The sequence below is a fragment of the Roseovarius conchicola genome, assembly GCF_041403425.1.
Lineage (GTDB): Bacteria > Pseudomonadota > Alphaproteobacteria > Rhodobacterales > Rhodobacteraceae > Roseovarius > Roseovarius conchicola.
The window spans coordinates 20,124-37,060 of record NZ_JBGEHK010000003.1; the positions used below are offsets into that span (position 1 = coordinate 20,124).

12 protein-coding genes and 1 pseudogene are annotated in these 16,937 nt (G+C 60.0%); 4 read left to right on the forward strand and 9 right to left on the reverse strand.

Features of this window, described 5'->3' with window-relative positions:
- Positions 1–8: 8 nt before the first annotated feature.
- Both V6N02_RS09415 and V6N02_RS09420 read right to left on the reverse strand, forming a co-directional pair.
- Positions 9–650, reverse strand: a pseudogene (locus tag V6N02_RS09415) (aminomethyl transferase family protein); the annotation flags it as partial.
- A 138-nt stretch (positions 651–788) separates the two neighbouring features.
- Entirely contained in the window at positions 789–2,339 is a 1,551-nt protein-coding gene (locus V6N02_RS09420) for a trimethylamine methyltransferase family protein (protein WP_371225324.1), read from the reverse strand.
- A 108-nt stretch (positions 2,340–2,447) separates the two neighbouring features.
- On the opposite strand from V6N02_RS09420, the gene V6N02_RS09425 reads away from it, so the two are divergent.
- On the forward strand, positions 2,448–3,332 hold the full coding sequence (locus V6N02_RS09425) for a LysR substrate-binding domain-containing protein (RefSeq protein WP_371225325.1): 885 nt from the start codon (positions 2,448–2,450) through the stop codon (positions 3,330–3,332).
- A 29-nt stretch (positions 3,333–3,361) separates the two neighbouring features.
- Here the strand turns inward: V6N02_RS09425 and V6N02_RS09430 are convergent, their stop codons facing one another.
- Positions 3,362–5,641: an adenosylcobalamin-dependent ribonucleoside-diphosphate reductase gene (locus tag V6N02_RS09430; RefSeq protein ID WP_371225327.1), complete on the reverse strand. Its 2,280-nt coding sequence runs from the start codon at positions 5,639–5,641 to the stop codon at positions 3,362–3,364.
- 115 nt (positions 5,642–5,756) lie between these two features.
- Between V6N02_RS09430 and V6N02_RS09435 the strand changes: the two genes are divergently transcribed.
- Positions 5,757–6,185, forward strand: a complete 429-nt coding sequence (locus V6N02_RS09435; protein ID WP_371225329.1) for a DUF1489 family protein — start codon at positions 5,757–5,759, stop codon at positions 6,183–6,185.
- A 109-nt stretch (positions 6,186–6,294) separates the two neighbouring features.
- Here V6N02_RS09435 and V6N02_RS09440 read toward each other — a convergent pair whose 3' ends face one another.
- The gene (locus V6N02_RS09440; protein ID WP_371225330.1) at positions 6,295–7,467 is read right to left on the reverse strand and encodes a mandelate racemase/muconate lactonizing enzyme family protein; all 1,173 of its coding nucleotides are present in this window, start codon (positions 7,465–7,467) and stop codon (positions 6,295–6,297) included.
- A 254-nt stretch (positions 7,468–7,721) separates the two neighbouring features.
- On the opposite strand from V6N02_RS09440, the gene V6N02_RS09445 reads away from it, so the two are divergent.
- Entirely contained in the window at positions 7,722–8,309 is a 588-nt protein-coding gene (locus V6N02_RS09445) for an outer membrane protein (RefSeq protein ID WP_371225331.1), read from the forward strand.
- 439 nt (positions 8,310–8,748) lie between these two features.
- Here V6N02_RS09445 and hisG read toward each other — a convergent pair whose 3' ends face one another.
- Genes hisG through hisS form a run of 3 tightly spaced genes read right to left on the reverse strand, consistent with a single transcriptional unit; the run spans position 8,749 to position 12,013 of the window.
- A complete protein-coding gene (hisG, locus tag V6N02_RS09450; protein ID WP_371225332.1) occupies positions 8,749–9,444 on the reverse strand; it encodes an ATP phosphoribosyltransferase in 696 nt (231 codons plus the stop codon).
- Complete coding sequence (locus V6N02_RS09455) at positions 9,441–10,526, reverse strand: ATP phosphoribosyltransferase regulatory subunit (protein ID WP_371225333.1); 1,086 nt, start codon at positions 10,524–10,526, stop codon at positions 9,441–9,443. Before V6N02_RS09455 ends, hisG begins: the two co-directional genes overlap by 4 nt.
- A complete protein-coding gene (hisS, locus tag V6N02_RS09460) occupies positions 10,526–12,013 on the reverse strand; it encodes a histidine--tRNA ligase (protein WP_371225334.1) in 1,488 nt (495 codons plus the stop codon). The genes V6N02_RS09455 and hisS overlap by 1 nt, the downstream gene beginning before the upstream one ends.
- A gap of 105 nt (positions 12,014–12,118) precedes the next feature.
- Between hisS and V6N02_RS09465 the strand changes: the two genes are divergently transcribed.
- Positions 12,119–12,313 carry a SlyX family protein gene (locus tag V6N02_RS09465; protein WP_371225335.1) on the forward strand — a complete coding sequence of 65 codons (195 nt, stop codon included), beginning with the start codon at positions 12,119–12,121 and terminating at the stop codon, positions 12,311–12,313.
- Positions 12,314–12,319: 6 nt separating this feature from the next.
- On the opposite strand, the gene V6N02_RS09470 is transcribed toward V6N02_RS09465, so the two are convergent.
- Both V6N02_RS09470 and dnaE read right to left on the reverse strand, forming a co-directional pair.
- The gene (locus tag V6N02_RS09470; RefSeq protein ID WP_371225336.1) at positions 12,320–13,156 is read right to left on the reverse strand and encodes a hypothetical protein; all 837 of its coding nucleotides are present in this window, start codon (positions 13,154–13,156) and stop codon (positions 12,320–12,322) included.
- 116 nt (positions 13,157–13,272) lie between these two features.
- Positions 13,273–16,788 carry a DNA polymerase III subunit alpha gene (dnaE, locus tag V6N02_RS09475; protein ID WP_371225337.1) on the reverse strand — a complete coding sequence of 1,172 codons (3,516 nt, stop codon included), beginning with the start codon at positions 16,786–16,788 and terminating at the stop codon, positions 13,273–13,275.
- Between the last annotated feature and the right edge of the window lie 149 nt (positions 16,789–16,937).

Here is a 16,937-nt window from a genome sequence, read left to right on the forward strand (position 1 = left end):
GTCTTTGATACCGTGAAGCCAAGGCCAACTTCCCAAGGTGTATTTTCCTCTTTCATATCATAGCCGTAAAACAGCAACCCCGCCTCGATCCGCACCTTGTCGAGAGCAGTGAACGAGCATGGCATCACGCCCGCGTCGACAAGCTTGTCCCAGATATCGGTGATCACGGTACCGTCCGCGAAAACCTCATAGCCCCGCTCGCCTGAATAACCTGTGCGCGAGATGCGGCAGGAATGACCAAAGAGGGTTGCAGGCGCATGCTCGAAATAGCCCATCTGGGTCAGGTCAATATCCGTATGAGCGTTCAGAATCCCAAGCGATGCAGGCCCCTGCACCGACAGATCATGCAGATCGTCAGTAAACGCCACCTCCACGTCGCGGCCTTGTGCCGAAGCCTCCAGCAGCGCCATGGTATCGCCCGACCCATGCACGATCATCCACTCATCATCGCCATTGTTGGACACGATCGCATCATCTGCGATGCCGCCCTCATCGGTCAGAACACAGAGATAGGCCGCCTTGCCGGGCGTGACTTTTGAAAGATCGCGCGTGGTCAGATGATCCAGAACCGCCTGCGCCTCGGGGCCGCGCACGAACACCTTTTTCAAAGGCGACATATCAAACATGCCGGCATGCTCGCGCACGGCATCATGTTCGTCGTTGGGATCGGTGCCATAGCTCTACGCAGTGCCCATTCCGTTCCAATCCTCCAACCCCGATCCAAGGGCGGTGTGGCGCGAGGCAAGTGCCGAGGTGCGGCTGAGTTCTTCGGTCATGGTCATTCCTTTCTAATACCATTCATCCGGCAGGGCCGCCTTGCGCTCGGAGACGAAATCCTCAAGCGCGGCCCTTACTCCGGTCTCCATTTCGGGTTGCTGATAGTCGGCCAACATCTGACGCCAGCGCGCAGAGGCGCGCTGATCCGCGCTCAACGCGCCGTTGTCGATCCAGGTTTCGTAGGGGGATCCGTCCGCGATCTGCGGTTCGAAATTGGCCGATTGGTAATGGCGCAACGTGTGGCTGGTCGACAGGAAGTTCTCGCCCGGTCCTGTCTCGAGATAGGCATCGCGGCCAAAGGCTTCGTCATCGGTGTCAAACCCCTGCAGCAGCGTCAGCATTGCGCCACAATGATCAAGGTCCATGATGAATTTCTCGTAGGACATCACAAGACCACCCTCCAGCCAGCCAGCCGCGTGCCAGACCTGATGCGCGCCGGAAATCAGCGTGGCCCACATCGCCCCGGCACTGTCCTGCATCGCCTGCCCGTCAGGGGCATTGGACGACGTGATTTGCCCCCCGCCCGAACGCACCGGAACACCCAGCCTCCGCCCCAGTTGCGACAGCGCCATAGTGGTCATGTTCGCCTCGGGCGAGCCAAAGGTCAGCGCGCCGCTCCGCAGGTTCATGGTGGAATGAAAGCTGCCAAACACCACCGGACAGCCCGGCCGGACCAGCTGAGCCAAGGCAATCCCCACCATCGCCTCGGCCAGTGTCTGGGCCGCCACCGCCGCCGGTGACAACGGCCCCATGGCCCCCGCAAAAATCGCCGGGGAGACGCACACACATTGGTTTGCCGCCGCATAAACCCGCAAGGCACCGGACATGGTATGGTCATAAATCAAAGGCGAATTGACGTTGATATTGGCCTGCACCACGGCCCGCCGGTCCATGACATCTTTGCCAAAAACCAACCGCGCCATATCGATGCTGTCTCGCGCCTGCTCGGGCGAGGTCACGACCCCCATGAACGGTTTGCTCGACAAGGTCAGGTGCGCCAGCATCATGTCGAGATGTCGTTTGTTCACCGGCATATCCGTCGGCTCGACAATCGTTCCGCCCGAGTGATGCAGCCAGGGCGAACTGTGGGACAGTTTCACGAAGTTTCTGAAATCCTCCAGCGTCGCATAGCGCCGCCCCTGTTTCAGATCACTCACGAAAGGCGAACCATAGCCCGGCATCAGAACCACGTTGTCACCACCAAGGGTGACGGTGTTTAGCGGGTCGCGGGCATGCAAATCGAAAGCCTCGGGCGCGCTCGCACACAGCGCGCGCGCATGACCCGGCGCAAAGCGAACTCTCTCACCCTCAACACTGGCCCCCGCCTGTTCAAACAAGTCCAGTGCCACACGGTCACCGCGAAACTCGACACCGATCTTGTGTAAAATCCAATCAGCCTGATCTTCGATCCGGGTCAGGGCCGCCTCATCCAGCAGGTTATAGGCCGGGATCTTTCGGCCCAGAAACGGCATGTCATCGGCGGGGGTATTGTGGCGTGTCACGCGCCCACGACGTGCTCGCCTGCGCGGGGCCGATTGCCGTGTCGCGTTCAGGTTTTTCAACGCGAGTCCTCCGTTACACCCAAGTGAAACCCATATTCTGGCTTTCAAACTGCCTCGAAAATCGAATTTTTCTTTTCATTACGTTTAAAAAATTTGTACACAATGATCATGCAAACCCTCTTTCGCCATCATGATCTGCTCAGGCTTTTCGCGGAAATTGCCCGGTATCCGAGCTTTTCCGACGCGGCCGAGGCGCTCAACATGACCAAGGGGGCGATCAGCTATCAGATCAAAACGCTTGAGGCCGATCTGGGCATGGCCTTGTTCCGGCGCAGCACAAGGGGGGTCACCCTCACCGGTGAAGGGCTGAAGGTGCTGGCGGCCTGCCGAGCCCGGTATGAAGATATCGAGGCCCAGCTTTTAGCGCTCAGGGGCATGTCCTCGAAAACGCTGACCATTGGCGTGTCGACCTATTTCGCGGCGCGATGGCTGTCGCCCTTGCTGATGTCCTTCATGCAAGACCATCAAGATGTGCAGTTGCGCATCCAGCCCCTGATCCAGTTTTCAAACCAGGAACTGGAGGAGGTCGATCTCGCCATCCGCTGGGGGGCCGGAGACTGGCGCGATGTGGAGGTCACGCCATTCATGCCAATGCCCGCCTTTCCTGTGGGCAACAAAGCCGCCTTTGAACAGGTCAAAGCGCTGGGGCTTGCGCACGCCATCACCAGTTTCACCCTTCTCAGGGACCGTGATGACAGCAATGCATGGACAGACTGGCTTCAAACCGCGCGCCTGCCCCAACAGACCCGGCGCGATGTCCTGATCGTGCCGGACCCAAACGTCCGTGTGCAAGCAGTGATAGACGGTCAGGGGATTGCCCTGATGGATGATCTCATCAAGAGAGAACTGGACCGGGGCAAACTTTTCCGGCTCTCCGAGTTCGAGCTATCTCATTATGGGTATTTCCTGGTCCACTCACGGCGCAAGCGGCCAAGCGAAACCGTCGTCGCCTTTTTCGACTGGGCACAGCGCCAGATCGCGTTGCCGTCTTGAGATCGGGTATCAGGCGGGCTGCAAGCAACTTAGCCGCATTTGCTGTGCCCGCAACTGCCGCAGGTCATGCAGCCCTCGATCATCCGCATATCGAACTGACCACACGCAGGGCATGCCGCCCCGCGCGGCGCATCGAGATTCACCACCTGCGCCTGCGGGTCAGACTTCAGGCCCAACCCCTCGCCTTCCAGAAACCCGATGGCAATCATGTGCTGTTCCAGCACCCCGCCAATGGCCGCCAGGATCGAGGGGATGTACTTCCCGTTCATCCACGCGCCACCGCGCGGATCAAACACCGCCTTCAGCTCTTCCACCACGAATGACACGTCGCCTCCGCGCCGGAACACTGCCGAAATCATCCGGGTCAGAGCCACGGTCCAAGCGAAATGCTCCATGTTTTTCGAGTTTATGAACACCTCGAACGGGCGGCGATGCCCGTTCAGCACGATATCATTCACCGTCACGTAAATCGCATGGTTGCTGTCGGGCCATTTCAACTTGTAAGTCGCCCCGTCCAGCTCTTGCGGACGGTCCAGCGGCTCGGACATATAAACCACCTCACCGCCCTCCTCAGGTACCGCGCCCGCACCTTCGCCGGGCACCTTATCCTCGGCCTCGGACACACTCAGAACCGAGCCGGTCACATCGTTCGGACGGTACGTGGTGCAGCCCTTACAGCCTGTATCCCACGCCTCCATATAGACATCCTTGAACGCCTCGAAACTGATATCTGCGGGGCAGTTGATGGTTTTCGAGATCGAACTGTCGATCCATTTCTGCGCCGCCGCCTGCATCTTCACATGCTCCAGCGGCGCCAGCGTTTGAGCATTCACAAAATGCTCGGGCAGTTCGGCATCGCCAAATTTCTCGCGCCACAATTGCACGGCATAATCCACCACCTCTTCCTCAGTGCGGCTGCCATCGCGCTGCAGAACCTTGCGGGTGTAGGAATAAGCAAAGACCGGTTCGATGCCTGAGGAAACGTTGCCTGCATACAGGCTGATCGTGCCAGTCGGGGCAATCGAGGTCAGCAAAGCGTTGCGAATACCATGCGCACGCACGGCCTCGCGGACATCCTCGTCCATCGCTTGCATGGTGCCGGATTTCAGGAATTCCTCGGCATCGAAAAGCGGGAAAGCGCCCTTCTCCTTGGCCAGTTCGACCGAGGCCAGATAAGCGGCACGGGCAATCGCGCGCAGCCAGTCTTCGGTCTGCTGGGCAGCTTCGTCACTGCCATAGCGCAGGCCCATCATCAGCAGCGCATCCGCCAGGCCGGTGACCCCCAGCCCGATCCGCCGCTTGGCCTGGGCTTCCTGCGCCTGCGCCTCCAGAGGGAATTGCGAGGCATCGACCACATTATCCATCATCCGCACGGCAGTGGCGACCAACTGTTCCATCCTCGCCTGATCCAGCTTGGCGGTTTTCTCGAACGGATCACTGACCAGACGCGCCATGTTGATGCTGCCCAGCAGGCACGCGCCATAAGGCGGCAAGGGCTGTTCGCCGCACGGGTTGGTCGCGGCAATCGTTTCGGCATATTGCAGATTGTTCGCCGCATTGATCCGGTCGATGAAAATCACGCCCGGTTCGGCATAATCATAGGTCGCCTGCATGATCCGGTTCCAAAGGTCGCGCGCCTGCACGGTGTGATAAACCTTGCCGCCAAATGTCAGTTCCCAACTGCCATCCGCCTTGACCGCATCCATGAAGTCATCGGTCACCAACACAGAAAGGTTGAACATACGCAGCCGCGCCGCATCGGATTTGGCGGCAATGAAATCCTCGATATCGGGATGATCGCAGCGCATCGTGGCCATCATCGCCCCACGACGCGAGCCCGCAGACATGATCGTGCGGCACATCGCATCCCACACATCCATGAAACTCAAGGGGCCAGAGGCATCCGCACCAACCCCTTTCACATCCGCGCCTTTGGGGCGAATGGTCGAAAAATCATAACCGATCCCGCCGCCCTGCTGCATCGTCAGGGCCGCCTCGCGCAGATTATCGAAAATCCCGCCCATATCGTCGGGAATCGTCCCCATGACGAAGCAATTGAACAGGGTCACCTTGCGCCCGGTTCCGGCCCCCGCCGCGATGCGCCCGGCAGGCAAATACTTGAAATCCTCAAGAGCGTTATAAAACACCTCTTCCCAGTGCTTGGGGTCGTCTTCAACCTCTGCCAGCGCCCGCGCCACCCGGCGCCAGCTGTCTTCGACCGTCTTGTCGTGCGGCGTCCCATCCGGGGCCTTGAACCGGTATTTCATGTCCCAAATGGTCTCGGAAATAGGGGCGGTGAAGCGTGTCATGGCAGCGGTTCCGTGTGGATTTAAGGCGATTCTTGGCAGATGGAGACAACCACAATACCTTGAATGCCACCAGATTTCCACTACCCTATCTCGTGTATCGCCCAAGGGGATTCTGTTGGCCACTCTGCATCTCATCAAACTCAGCGTCGGCACCACATCGGTCGAAGGCCTGGCCGAATGGCACAAGAACCCGCGTGCCCATGGCCCTGACGGGTTGCCCCGCCACGTCACCCGCATGTGGCCCAAACGCGCGGCCGAATTGCTGGACGGCGGCTCGATCTACTGGGTGTTTCAGGGGCTTGTGCAATGCCGTCAGCGCATCCTGCGCCTGGACGAGGTGACTGGCGCAGACGGCATCCGCCGCTGCGCCATCGTGCTCGACCCGACTTTGGTGCGCACCTCAACCGCCCCCAAACGCCCATTTCAGGGCTGGCGTTACCTACCCGCAGCCGATGCCCCACTGGATCTGCCGCAAAACCGTCAAAGCGAAGACGCACTTCCCGCCGATCTTTCCGCCGCCCTGGCCGATATCGGCGTCCTTTGATATCTGATCATGCCTCTTCATCTTGCAAAAAATACTCGCGCCGCAGGCATCGCCCCGTGAGGGCGGACAGGGTGGGCCGGGCGGGCGCCCGAATGGGGCGATTTCGCACTCAGGTCTTGCGAAAACCCCCGCCATAGCTGTCACTCTTGCGCGCTCCGGGAAACGGCCCTTCATCGACATACCGCTGATGACAACGTGCCAGGGCCTTGGCATCCAACACAACACCCAACCCCGGCCCATCGGGCACAGTTACAGCGCCTGACTTAGGCACAAACGGCCCACCCTCGATCACATCATCCGCGTACCAGCGAAACAGGGTCTGGCTGGGTCCGCGCACCGGTTCCAGCGCAGCGGATAACTGGAGATAGGCGGCACTGGCCACGCCCGTCTCGCCGCTGTGAAAGCGAAATCCCACATCAAAGCGCTCGCAGCACTGAATGAACTGCACCGCCACGGCGATGCCGCCGAGTTCGTTGATGTTGGTCACGATCGCATCCGGTGCACCCAGTTCGACCGCGGGGCGCAGGTCGATCCTGTGCGAGGACAGGCTGGCCGCCGTGACAGACCTGAGCGCCGCCATCTCCTCGTAGCTTTCCACCGGTTCCTCGTACCAGGCGATATCAAAGGGCTCCAGCGCATGGATTGCCTGTTTGGCAGTTGGCAGGGTCCAGCCGCCATTGGCATCCAGCCGCAATTCACGCGCGCCTATCGCCGCGCGGATCTCGCGCACCATCTGCACCTCGGTGGCCAGATCTTCGGTGGCCAGCTTACCTTCGAACACCTGCGCGTCGTTTTGCTCGATCATCTCGGCGCAAAAACGGGCGATCTCGGTCGGCGTCGCCTCGCCCGGATGATCGGGGCCGGGGGCGCGAAAGGCAAAATACTCGGTCAGCGGAATCTCATCCCGCCGCTTGCCGCCCAGCAGGTGCCACAACGGCAAATGCTCGGTCTTGCCCCGTGCATCCCACATCGCCATTTCGATGCCGGCAAAGGCCCGACGGCGTGCCAACACGTTGTCCCAGGGTGAATAGACCATCCCGGGCACCACCCGCGCCTGCGCTTCCGCGATCAGCCGGATATCCATCCCGACCAGTGCCGCGCCCATCGCCTCCACATCCGCGGCGCGATCCCCATCGGCGCATTCGCCAAGCCCGATCACGCCATCCTCTGTCTGCAATTCGATCACCGTCTTGGTCAGCGACGCGATGCTGCCATAGCTGAACCGATACGGCGCAACGAAGGGGATGTTGACCGGCGTAGCGGTGACTGAGCGTATTTTCATGTCCGGGCCTCTCTTTCATTCCCGCAGCTTCTTTCAATTTCCGCGAAAATGCCACTGGATCAAAAATAGTCTGCGCTCGCACGAACGCGGCAACGATCCGCTCAATCGCACCGCCACCTCCGCAAAGAATCGCCAGTTCACAGTTTCGTGCATTTGCTTGATAGCCCTCAAGGTTGAAGTACATCCCAGCGCGCAACAAATAGCGCCGAGACGGGACAGTTACCCGCCATTTTAAGGCAGAAGGAGCAAGAGACATGAAAACGCTTATCACACCGATCATCGCCGCCGCCGTTTTGGCGACCGGCCCGGCCCTTGCAGGCAGCCCTGCGCCCGTGGCCGACGAACCCCCAGTGGTCTTCAACAACACACCAGCCCCCTCATCCCCTGACTGGACCGGCTTTTACGTCGGTGGACAGCTCGGCTGGGCCGGGGTCGATACCAACGTTGCCGGCGTAGACGGCGATGATTTCATCGGCGGTCTGGTCGCTGGTTACGATTATGACTTTGGCAACTGGGTCGTCGGTGGTGGCATCGATTACGATTTCGCCGATATTAACCTAGGCGGTGCGGCCGACCTTGAAAGCGTGTGGCGCGCGAAACTGCGCGGCGGTTACAAGCTCGGCAATGGTCTGGCCTATGCAACCGCAGGCTATGCACAAGCTGACACCGACAACCTTGGGTCCGACGATGGCTACTTCGTTGGTGCCGGGTACGAGCATCTGATCACCCAAAACTTCTCGCTGGGTGGTGAGGTTCTCTACCACGAGTTCGACAACTACAATGGCACCACCACTGATGTCGAAGCGACCACCGTACAACTGCGCGGCACCTTCCGGTTCTAAGATCGCGAAAGAAGGCCCAATTGCGAGCGATTCGCAATTGGGCCAAACTCTTCCTATATCAGTCTCATGAACAGACGAGACTTCGCAAAATCTCTTGCCGCACTGGGACTCGCTCCCGTGCTTCCCACGCTACCCACCGCCGCCAGCCCGGCCTATACACCCTATATGTACGGCCTCGGCACGCATCTGGCGCGGTCCGCAGGGCAGTGTTCCCCTGAATTATTAATGCAAAAACTCCGCCTTGCCCCGGAGGTCGCTCAAGCCATGCAGGCGCAACTGATCCGCAGTGGGGTAATCTCGTCCCCCGCCGCCGCAGGCGTTGCAAGCGCGGTGCAGCCCTATATGCGCGGTGTGATCACCCGCACGGCAGGCGGATCGGCACTGGCAAAAACCTTGGAAGACATCGCAGATCACGCATTCAGCCCCGACACGCAGGCCGTCAGTCCAGATTCAGCGCCTTCAGAAGAACCTTCAACGTCTGACGATCCTCATCGGTCATCTGGGCAGCACGGGATTTGAACAGCGTTGCCTGAGATTGCAGAACCAACCCATCGTCCAGTATTTTCAAATGATTGGCGCGCAACGTGTCGCCACTCGAGGTGATATCGGCAATCGCCTCGGCGGTTTCATTCTTGACGGTGCCCTCGGTCGCACCCTGGCTATCGACCAACTGATAATCCGCCACGCCGTTTTCGCGCAGGAACTCCCGCACCAGCCGGTGATACTTCGTGGCAATGCGCATCCTGAACCCGTGGGTTTTCCGGAACGCCGCCGCCGCGGCATCAAGATCATCCAGCGTGTTCACATCCACCCAGCAGCCCGGCACCGCCAGCACCAGATCGGCATGGCCAAAGCCCAGTTCAGCCAGTTCACCGACCCGGGTTGACCAACTGGCCAGCTTTTCCCGGATCAGATCAGTGCCCGTTACACCAAGGTGGATACGCCCCGCGGCCAGTTCTCGCGGTACTTCCCCGGCCGAAAGCAAGACAAGTTCAACATTTTCAACGCCTTGCACGAAGCCTGCATATTCGCGCTCTGATCCCGCACGACCCAGTTCGATCCCGCGTGCCCCGAACCAGTCAAAGGTCTTTTCCATCAACCGACCCTTCGACGGCACACCCAGCTTCACACTCATGTCAGGCCTCCGAGGGTCAGCACCAGGCCGGGCCGGATGACGCCGCCCACCGCGGGAATTTCGCGCCCCTGCCCCAGTTGCCGGGTCAGCGCATCATAGCGCCCCCCGCTGGCCACGGCGGGCAAATCGGGCCGGCTTTCCGCGTAAAAACCAAAGACGAAGCCATCGTAATACTCCATCTGCGTGCGCCCGTAAGAGGCCTCAAAGTCCAGCGCAGATACGTCGATTCCGTGATTGTCCAACGCCTCAAGCCGCGCGGCAAGGCGATCCACTGCGCCGGAAATCGCCGGCATATCCACGGCGATATCGCGCAGGCGCTCCAACGCGTAGGGGCTGGTTTCACGCACCGACAGGATGGCATCAATCAACTCGACCTCGCCTGCCGCGATGGGCGCGGTTGCCGCATCTTCGCGTAACGCCTTGATACGGTTATTGATTTCATCAAGACCACGTTTGCCGATCAACGGCGGGGCGTCGGCCATCGGATCATCCGCCGCCAACAACGCGGCCCGGCTTTCCGGCACCGGCGCGCGGCCGGAAAACCGCTCGATCAGCGCGCGGAACCGGCGGGGTCGCCAGATATGGCGCATCAACGCCTGTTTGCGCCGCGTCGTGGTTGTCAGGCCTTCAACCGCAGCGGTCAGAACGCCAATGTCCCCCGTCGCGGCGCGCAGGTTCAATGGCTGCAATAACTTGAATATAAATGAGAATACTTCCGCATCCGACGCCTCGGGCGCATCACGCGCAAACAGCTCGTACCCCACCTGGGTGTATTCATTGGCACGGTCCGGGTCGTCCTCCTGACGGCGAAAAACTTCGCCCGAATAGGTGTAACGCGCCGGTTCAGCGCCCTCTTCCATATGCATCTGCACCACTGGCACGGTAAAATCCGGGCGCAACATCTGCTCACCGCGCAGCGCATCGGAGGTCACGTAGGCCCTTGCGCGGATGTCTTCACCGTAAAGGTCCAGCAACAGATCGGCGGGCTGCAGCACAGGGGTTTCCACCACCTGCGCGCCGGTTTCCTCGACCATATCCCGCAGGCGCGCCGCCTCGGCCCGGATGGCAGACCGCGTGATCATCAGCCCTGCCCGTCTAGAATTTCACGCACCTTTTCAACCAGTTGCGCACGAGGTACTTCGAACTGGCTGGGCCGTTCTTTCCATTCTTCATGGGTCGCGCTTTCAGCGATTTTGGCCCCAAGGATCAGGTCCTTGATCTGCACGATCCCCTTTTCCTTTTCGTCGCCTCCTTCGATCACCGCCACCGGCGAGCCACGTTTATCGGCATATTTCAACTGGTTCCCGAAATTCTTCGGATTGCCCAGGTACACCTCTGCGCGGATGCCAGCGCTACGCAATTCGCCGACCATCGCCTGATAATCGGCCATCCGGTCGCGATCCATCACAGTGACCACCACGGGACCTGCTGCCTCGCCGCCCAACCGGCCTTTTTCGCGCAGCGCCGCCAACAGGCGATCGACACCAATCGACACGCCCGTTGCAGGCACGGCCTGCCCGGTGAAACGTTTGACCAGATCGTCATAACGCCCGCCGCCCGCAACCGACCCGAACTGCCGTTTGCGGCCCTTCTCGTCGAAAATCTCAAAGGTCAGCTCGGCCTCAAAAACCGGCCCGGTGTAATACCCAAGGCCGCGCACGACCGAGGGGTCAATTTCAACCCGGTCCGGACCATACCCTTGGGCCGCCAACAATTCAGCAATGGTTTCAAGTTCTTGCACGCCCTCAGCCCCGATGTCCGAGCCGCCAATCGCTGTCCGCAAGTTGCGCAGCGTGGTGGCAGCATCCGCGCCTTTGGAGGTCAGGAAGGCCAGAACCGGCCCGGCTTGATCATCGCTGAGGCCCACGCCGTCAATAAACGCACCTGAAACATCCAGACGCCCTTTGGTCAACAACTCGCGCACGCCCGCCTCGCCAACCTTGTCGAACTTGTCAATGGTGCGCAGAACCGCGTCGCGCTGGCCCTCATCGGCCAAGCCCATGGTTTCCAGCACTCCGTTCAAAACCTTGCGGTTGTTGACTCGCACAAGGTAGTCACCGCGCGGGATGCCAACCTTTTCCAGCGTGTCCGACAGCATCGCGCAAATCTCGGCATCCGCCGCGACCGAGGCCGCGCCAACCGTATCCGCATCGCATTGATAAAACTGGCGAAACCGCCCCGGCCCCGGCTTTTCATTACGCCAGACAGGACCCATGGCATAGCGCCGGTAAGGCAGCGGAAGATCGTTGCGGTGCTGCGCATAAACCCGCGCCAAGGGGGCGGTCAGATCATAACGCAGCGCCAGCCAATCGCCGGGTTTGTCACCCTCTGCATCCTCTTGCCAGGCAAACACTCCCTCATTCGGGCGGTCCACATCGGGCAGGAATTTCCCAAGCGCCTCAACCGTCTCAACCGCGCTGCTTTCCAGCGCATCAAACCCATAGTGATGATAGACCTCGGCGATGGTCTGCAACATCCGGCTACGCTCGGCCACATCCGTGCCGAAATAGTCGCGAAAGCCTTTGGGGGTTTCGGCCTTGGGGCGGGGCTGTTTTTTGACTTTTGCCATGGGCTTGGTCCTTGGGATCATACGTGGCGCGGTCTAGCGGATAGGGCAGATGGGGGCAAGCCGCGACGATTGACGCGCCGCCCCCCGCGCCATACATGACAGGCCATGAGCCAAATCGAAGAACATATCGCCCACCTGACCCGCACGGTCGAGGACCTGTCAGATATCGTCGCCCGTCAGGAGGCCGAGATCGCCAACCTTACACGGCGCGTGGCAATGTTGATGGAACGGGAAGCAGGCCGCGAGACCGATGGCGGCGCAAGCGTCGTGCTGGGCGATGAACGCCCACCGCACTATTAAGAGAAGTCAGCCGCCCGCTTTCTTGTCCTGCGCCAGCACCTTGCCATTGTGCAACAGCAGGTTGGTCCAGTGCGGATTGCTGCCAAAGCGTTCGTAAATGCTGACAAACACGGTGCTGCGGTCCAGTTTCGACACTTTCGAGCCACACGGCTTCTTGCGTGGCACCCCGCAGACCCTTGATTTCAGCTTCTCATAGGCCTTGTCGGTGTCACTATAGGGTTGCACCTCGGCAGGCAGACCATAGCGCAATTGTTCATGCATCGCGACCGGGCCAAACATCGCCAGCGAGGCGGTGAACTGACGCGCACAGCCGTCGTCAAACCCGGTGATGAAAAAACTGTGGGGCGCGGTGTTGCCGGGATCGCTATCATAGATCCGGTGACGCGGGCTTTTTTCTGGATACTGCGCGATTTTCTCACCCAGATCGCGCTTGGCCAACCCACAAATCCGTGCCACACGCCCATAAGGCAACATCGTTCCGGGGGGAATCTCGCTGACCATTGCGGGACCGGTGGCAGGTCTTGCTGCTACACCAAACAGACCGCGACGCTCAGGTTCGGGCGCACCTGCCTCGACAACAAGTGCCTCTGACTCGGCCGTTTCCGGCCCATTGGCCATGTCGGCGGCCACGGCACCGGTGGTGCCAACTGGCGGAGTATTTTCTGAAGACGCGCCAAGCAGCCGTTGGAGCAGCCCAACGCCCTCGGCCTCGGGCGCGGCGGCAATCTCGACACTGGCCGTCGTCTCGGGAATGTTCTGATCAGACAAGCGTGGGAAATCCGCAAGCGGATCTCCACAGGCCGCCAAGGCCACACTGCTCAGAAAAGCAAACGTCAGTCGCACGGTACAACCGTCCTCATCCCCCGGACTGGCAATGAGTTTATTCGATTAAGTCGGCACTGGTCCAGAAATTTTCTTTAGCTGGCAAGTATTTGCCCATGGACAGTTCATGCAACGCTTTAGAATTCTTCCACCAGGACCACACCACCCAGAGATTTCAACGCACCTTTAATCTGTGGATTGACCGGATATTCGCGCCCCGATGCCACTTCGACCTCGCCGGGCAGGCCAGGATCCATCAGGCAGAAATGGATCGGCCCACGCCCACCATTGGTGACGGTTTGCGCGGCGTTTTCCAAAACGTTGGCGACCGAGGTGATCGCCGCCGCATCATCGACAAAGATGCGCAGACCCGCCGCGCCAGCATCGGCCACAACGCCGTCAATCGGTTGCACTGCACGGCACAGCAGTTTCAACTGATCGCTTTCCATGGTCGCCTCCGCGGTGATCACCACGGAGTTGCCTGTTTCCAGAAGATCGCGATATTTTTCAAGCGGTTCCGAGAACATCGTCACTTCGTAGCCACCGGTCGTATCGCTCAGCTGCACAAAGGCAAAGCGGTTGCCACGAGCCGATTTGCGTTCCTGACGCCCGGCCACGACCCCGGCCATCTTCAGCACCACAGCCCCCTTGGAGGCCGCCTCGGCAGTGGCCTGTTCCAACGTTTTGACATCCTTGCGCTTGAGCGCGGCCTGATAATCATCCAGCGGGTGACCCGACAGGTAAAACCCGACAGCCTTGAATTCTTCGGTCAGGCGTTCAGCGGGCAGCCAATCCTCGACCGGAGACAAGCGCGGTTCAGGCAGATCATCGCCCGCCTCGCCGAACAACGACACCTGATTGGAGTTCTTCTGTTCAAAAATAGCCGCTGAATAGCTCATCAACCCTTCAACGCTGTCAAACACACGGCGGCGATTGGGATCAAGCTGATCAAAGCCCCCGGCACGGGCCAGCATTTCGATCGGGCGCTTGCCGATGCGTTTCAGATCGACCCGGCGGGCAAAGTCAAACAGCGTGGCAAAGGGCTTTTCAACGCCGTCCACGACGCGCCCGTCGGTGATCAGCTTCATCGCCTCAACGCCAACGTTTTTCAGCGCACCCAGCCCGTAATGCAACGTCCCTTCGCGCACCACGAATGTCGGCTCGGACCGGTTCACGCAAGGCGGCGCCCAAGGCAGATCAAGCCCCTTTTTGACCTCTTCAAAATAAACGGCCAGCTTGTCGGTCAGATGGATATCGCAGTTCATCACCCCGGCCATGAACTCGACCGGGTGGTTGGTTTTCAGCCAGGCGGTTTGATAGCTGACCACAGCATAGGCGGCGGCGTGGGATTTGTTGAAGCCATAATTGGCGAACTTGTCCAGAAGGTTCCACACCTCCAGCGCCTTGGCATCATCAACACCGTTTTCCTTGGCCCCGGCGATAAATTTGGGGCGTTCGGCATCCATCGCTTCCTGGATTTTCTTACCCATCGCGCGGCGCAGCAGGTCCGCGCCGCCCAGGCTATACCCGGCCATTTCCTGCGCGATCTGCATCACCTGCTCCTGATAAACGATGATGCCTTGGGTCTCGTCCAAAATATGGTCAATTGAGGGGTGCAGGGTTTCGCGATCCGACAGGTCGTTCTTCACCTCGCAGAATTTCGGAATGTTCTCCATCGGGCCGGGGCGATACAGCGCCACGAGGGCGATAATATCTTCGATACAGTCTGGCTTCATGCGCTTGAGGGCGTCCATCATGCCCGAGCTTTCCACCTGGAACACCGCCACGGTCTGCGCACGCGCATAAAGCTCATAAGTTGGCGCATCATCCAGCGGGATGGCGTTGATCTGGTTCACCGCCCCCTCGGCGGGCTCGTAAAGCTGCGTGCCATCGGCGGCGATATGCAAATCGCGGCCCGAGCGATGGATCTGCTCCATCGCGTTCTGGATCACGGTCAGGGTTTTCAAGCCCAGAAAGTCGAACTTGACCAGACCGGCCTGTTCCACCCATTTCATGTTGAACTGCGTCGCCGGCATGTCCGAGCGCGGATCTTGGTAAAGTGGCACAAGCGCATCCAGCGGGCGATCCCCGATCACCACCCCCGCCGCGTGGGTCGAGGCATTGCGCAGCAACCCCTCCACCTGCATCCCGTATTTCAGCAGGCGATCCACCACCTCTTCATTGCGGGCCTCTTCGCGCAGACGTTCTTCCTGCGCCAATGCCTTTTCAATCGACAGCGGTTTGACCCCTTCGACCGGAATCATTTTTGACAGGCGGTCCACCTGCCCATAGGGCATCTGCAACACCCGGCCCAGATCGCGCACAGCGGCCTTGGACAAAAGCGCACCGAAGGTGATGATTTGCCCCACCCTGTCGCGGCCATATTTTTCCTGCACGTACTGGATCACCTCTTCCCGGCGATCCATGCAAAAGTCGATGTCAAAGTCGGGCATCGACACCCGCTCGGGGTTCAAAAACCGTTCAAACAGAAGCGCATAGCGCAGCGGATCAAGGTCGGTGATGGTCAGCGCATAGGCCACCAACGAACCCGCGCCCGAGCCCCGGCCCGGCCCCACAGGAATGTCATGATCCTTGGCCCATTTGATGAAATCGGCCACGATCAGGAAGTAGCCGGGAAAACCCATACCCTCGATGATCTTCAGCTCAAACTCGAGACGCTTTTCATACTCTTCCACGCTGGCCGCATGGGGGATCACCGCAAGGCGATCTTTCAATCCGGCCTCGGCTTGACGGCGCAGTTCATCCACCTCGTCATCGGCAAATTTGGGCAGAATCGGATCACGCCGATAGGCCCCAAATGCGCAACGGCGCGCAATCTCGACTGTGTTCTCAAGGGCCTCGGGCAGGTCGGCAAACAAGGTCGCCATTTCCTGCGGGCTTTTGAAGTAATGCTGCGCAGTCAACCGGCGACGCGGATCAGACTGATCGACGTAAGCCCCTTCGGCGACGCAGATCATCGCATCATGCGCCTCATACATGTCCGTCGTGGGAAAATAGACATCGTTGGTCGCCACCAGCGGCAGGTCCATTGCGTAAGCCATCTCGACAAAACCACGCTCGGTCAGGCGCTCGGCCTCGGGGGCACCACCCTCACCGGGATGGCGTTGCAATTCAACATAAAGCCGGTCACCAAAAGCCGCTTTCAACTGCCCCATCAGCGCCTCTGCCGCCGGGCGTTGGCCGGTTTGCAATAGCCGCCCCACCGGGCCATCAGGGCCACCTGACAGACAAATGACCCCCTCGGCATGAGACACCAGATCGTCCAGCGTGACATGGGGCAACTGCCCGTCGCCTCGCAGATAAAGCCGTGAATTCAGCTTCATCAGGTTCTCGTACCCCTGCTCATTCTGAGCCAGAAGAACCAGCGCAGCGGGCGGTTTGGCGCGCTCACCGGGGGCGGGTTTGAGAAACTCCAGATCAATCTGACAGCCCATGATCGGCTGAATACCGGCACCACTGGCGGTGACAGCGAATTCCAGGGCGGCGAACATGTTGTTGGTGTCGGTCACCGCCACGGCGGGCATCTGGGCATCCGCACACAGACCGGGCAGTTTTTTCAACCGCACGGCCCCTTCCAGCAGGGAGTATTCGGTGTGGACACGCAGGTGAATGAATCGGGATGGGCTGCTCATGGGCACAGCCTATGCCAGCACCCGCCGCCGCACCACCCGGGATTTGCCCCGAACAGAAAGCAATCGCACCTTGCCAAACAAGGGACGGGCCGCTTAGCTTGAGAAAGGCCATTTGACCCGTCACAACGGCCCGTTGCCCTGACACTCAC

What these genes read in the sequence shown, in the direction of transcription:
- V6N02_RS09425 (WP_371225325.1), top strand. Translation starts at nt 2,448, where the DNA reads ATGCAAACCCTCTTTCGCCATCATGATCTGCTCAGGCTTTTCGCGGAA.
- V6N02_RS09430 (WP_371225327.1), bottom strand. Translation starts at nt 5,641, where the DNA reads ATGACACGCTTCACCGCCCCTATTTCCGAGACCATTTGGGACATGAAA.
- V6N02_RS09440 (WP_371225330.1), bottom strand. Translation starts at nt 7,467, where the DNA reads ATGAAAATACGCTCAGTCACCGCTACGCCGGTCAACATCCCCTTCGTT.
- V6N02_RS09445 (WP_371225331.1), top strand. Translation starts at nt 7,722, where the DNA reads ATGAAAACGCTTATCACACCGATCATCGCCGCCGCCGTTTTGGCGACC.
- hisG (WP_371225332.1), bottom strand. Translation starts at nt 9,444, where the DNA reads ATGAGTGTGAAGCTGGGTGTGCCGTCGAAGGGTCGGTTGATGGAAAAG.
- V6N02_RS09455 (WP_371225333.1), bottom strand. Translation starts at nt 10,526, where the DNA reads ATGATCACGCGGTCTGCCATCCGGGCCGAGGCGGCGCGCCTGCGGGAT.
- hisS (WP_371225334.1), bottom strand. Translation starts at nt 12,013, where the DNA reads ATGGCAAAAGTCAAAAAACAGCCCCGCCCCAAGGCCGAAACCCCCAAA.
- V6N02_RS09465 (WP_371225335.1), top strand. Translation starts at nt 12,119, where the DNA reads ATGAGCCAAATCGAAGAACATATCGCCCACCTGACCCGCACGGTCGAG.
- dnaE (WP_371225337.1), bottom strand. Translation starts at nt 16,788, where the DNA reads ATGAGCAGCCCATCCCGATTCATTCACCTGCGTGTCCACACCGAATAC.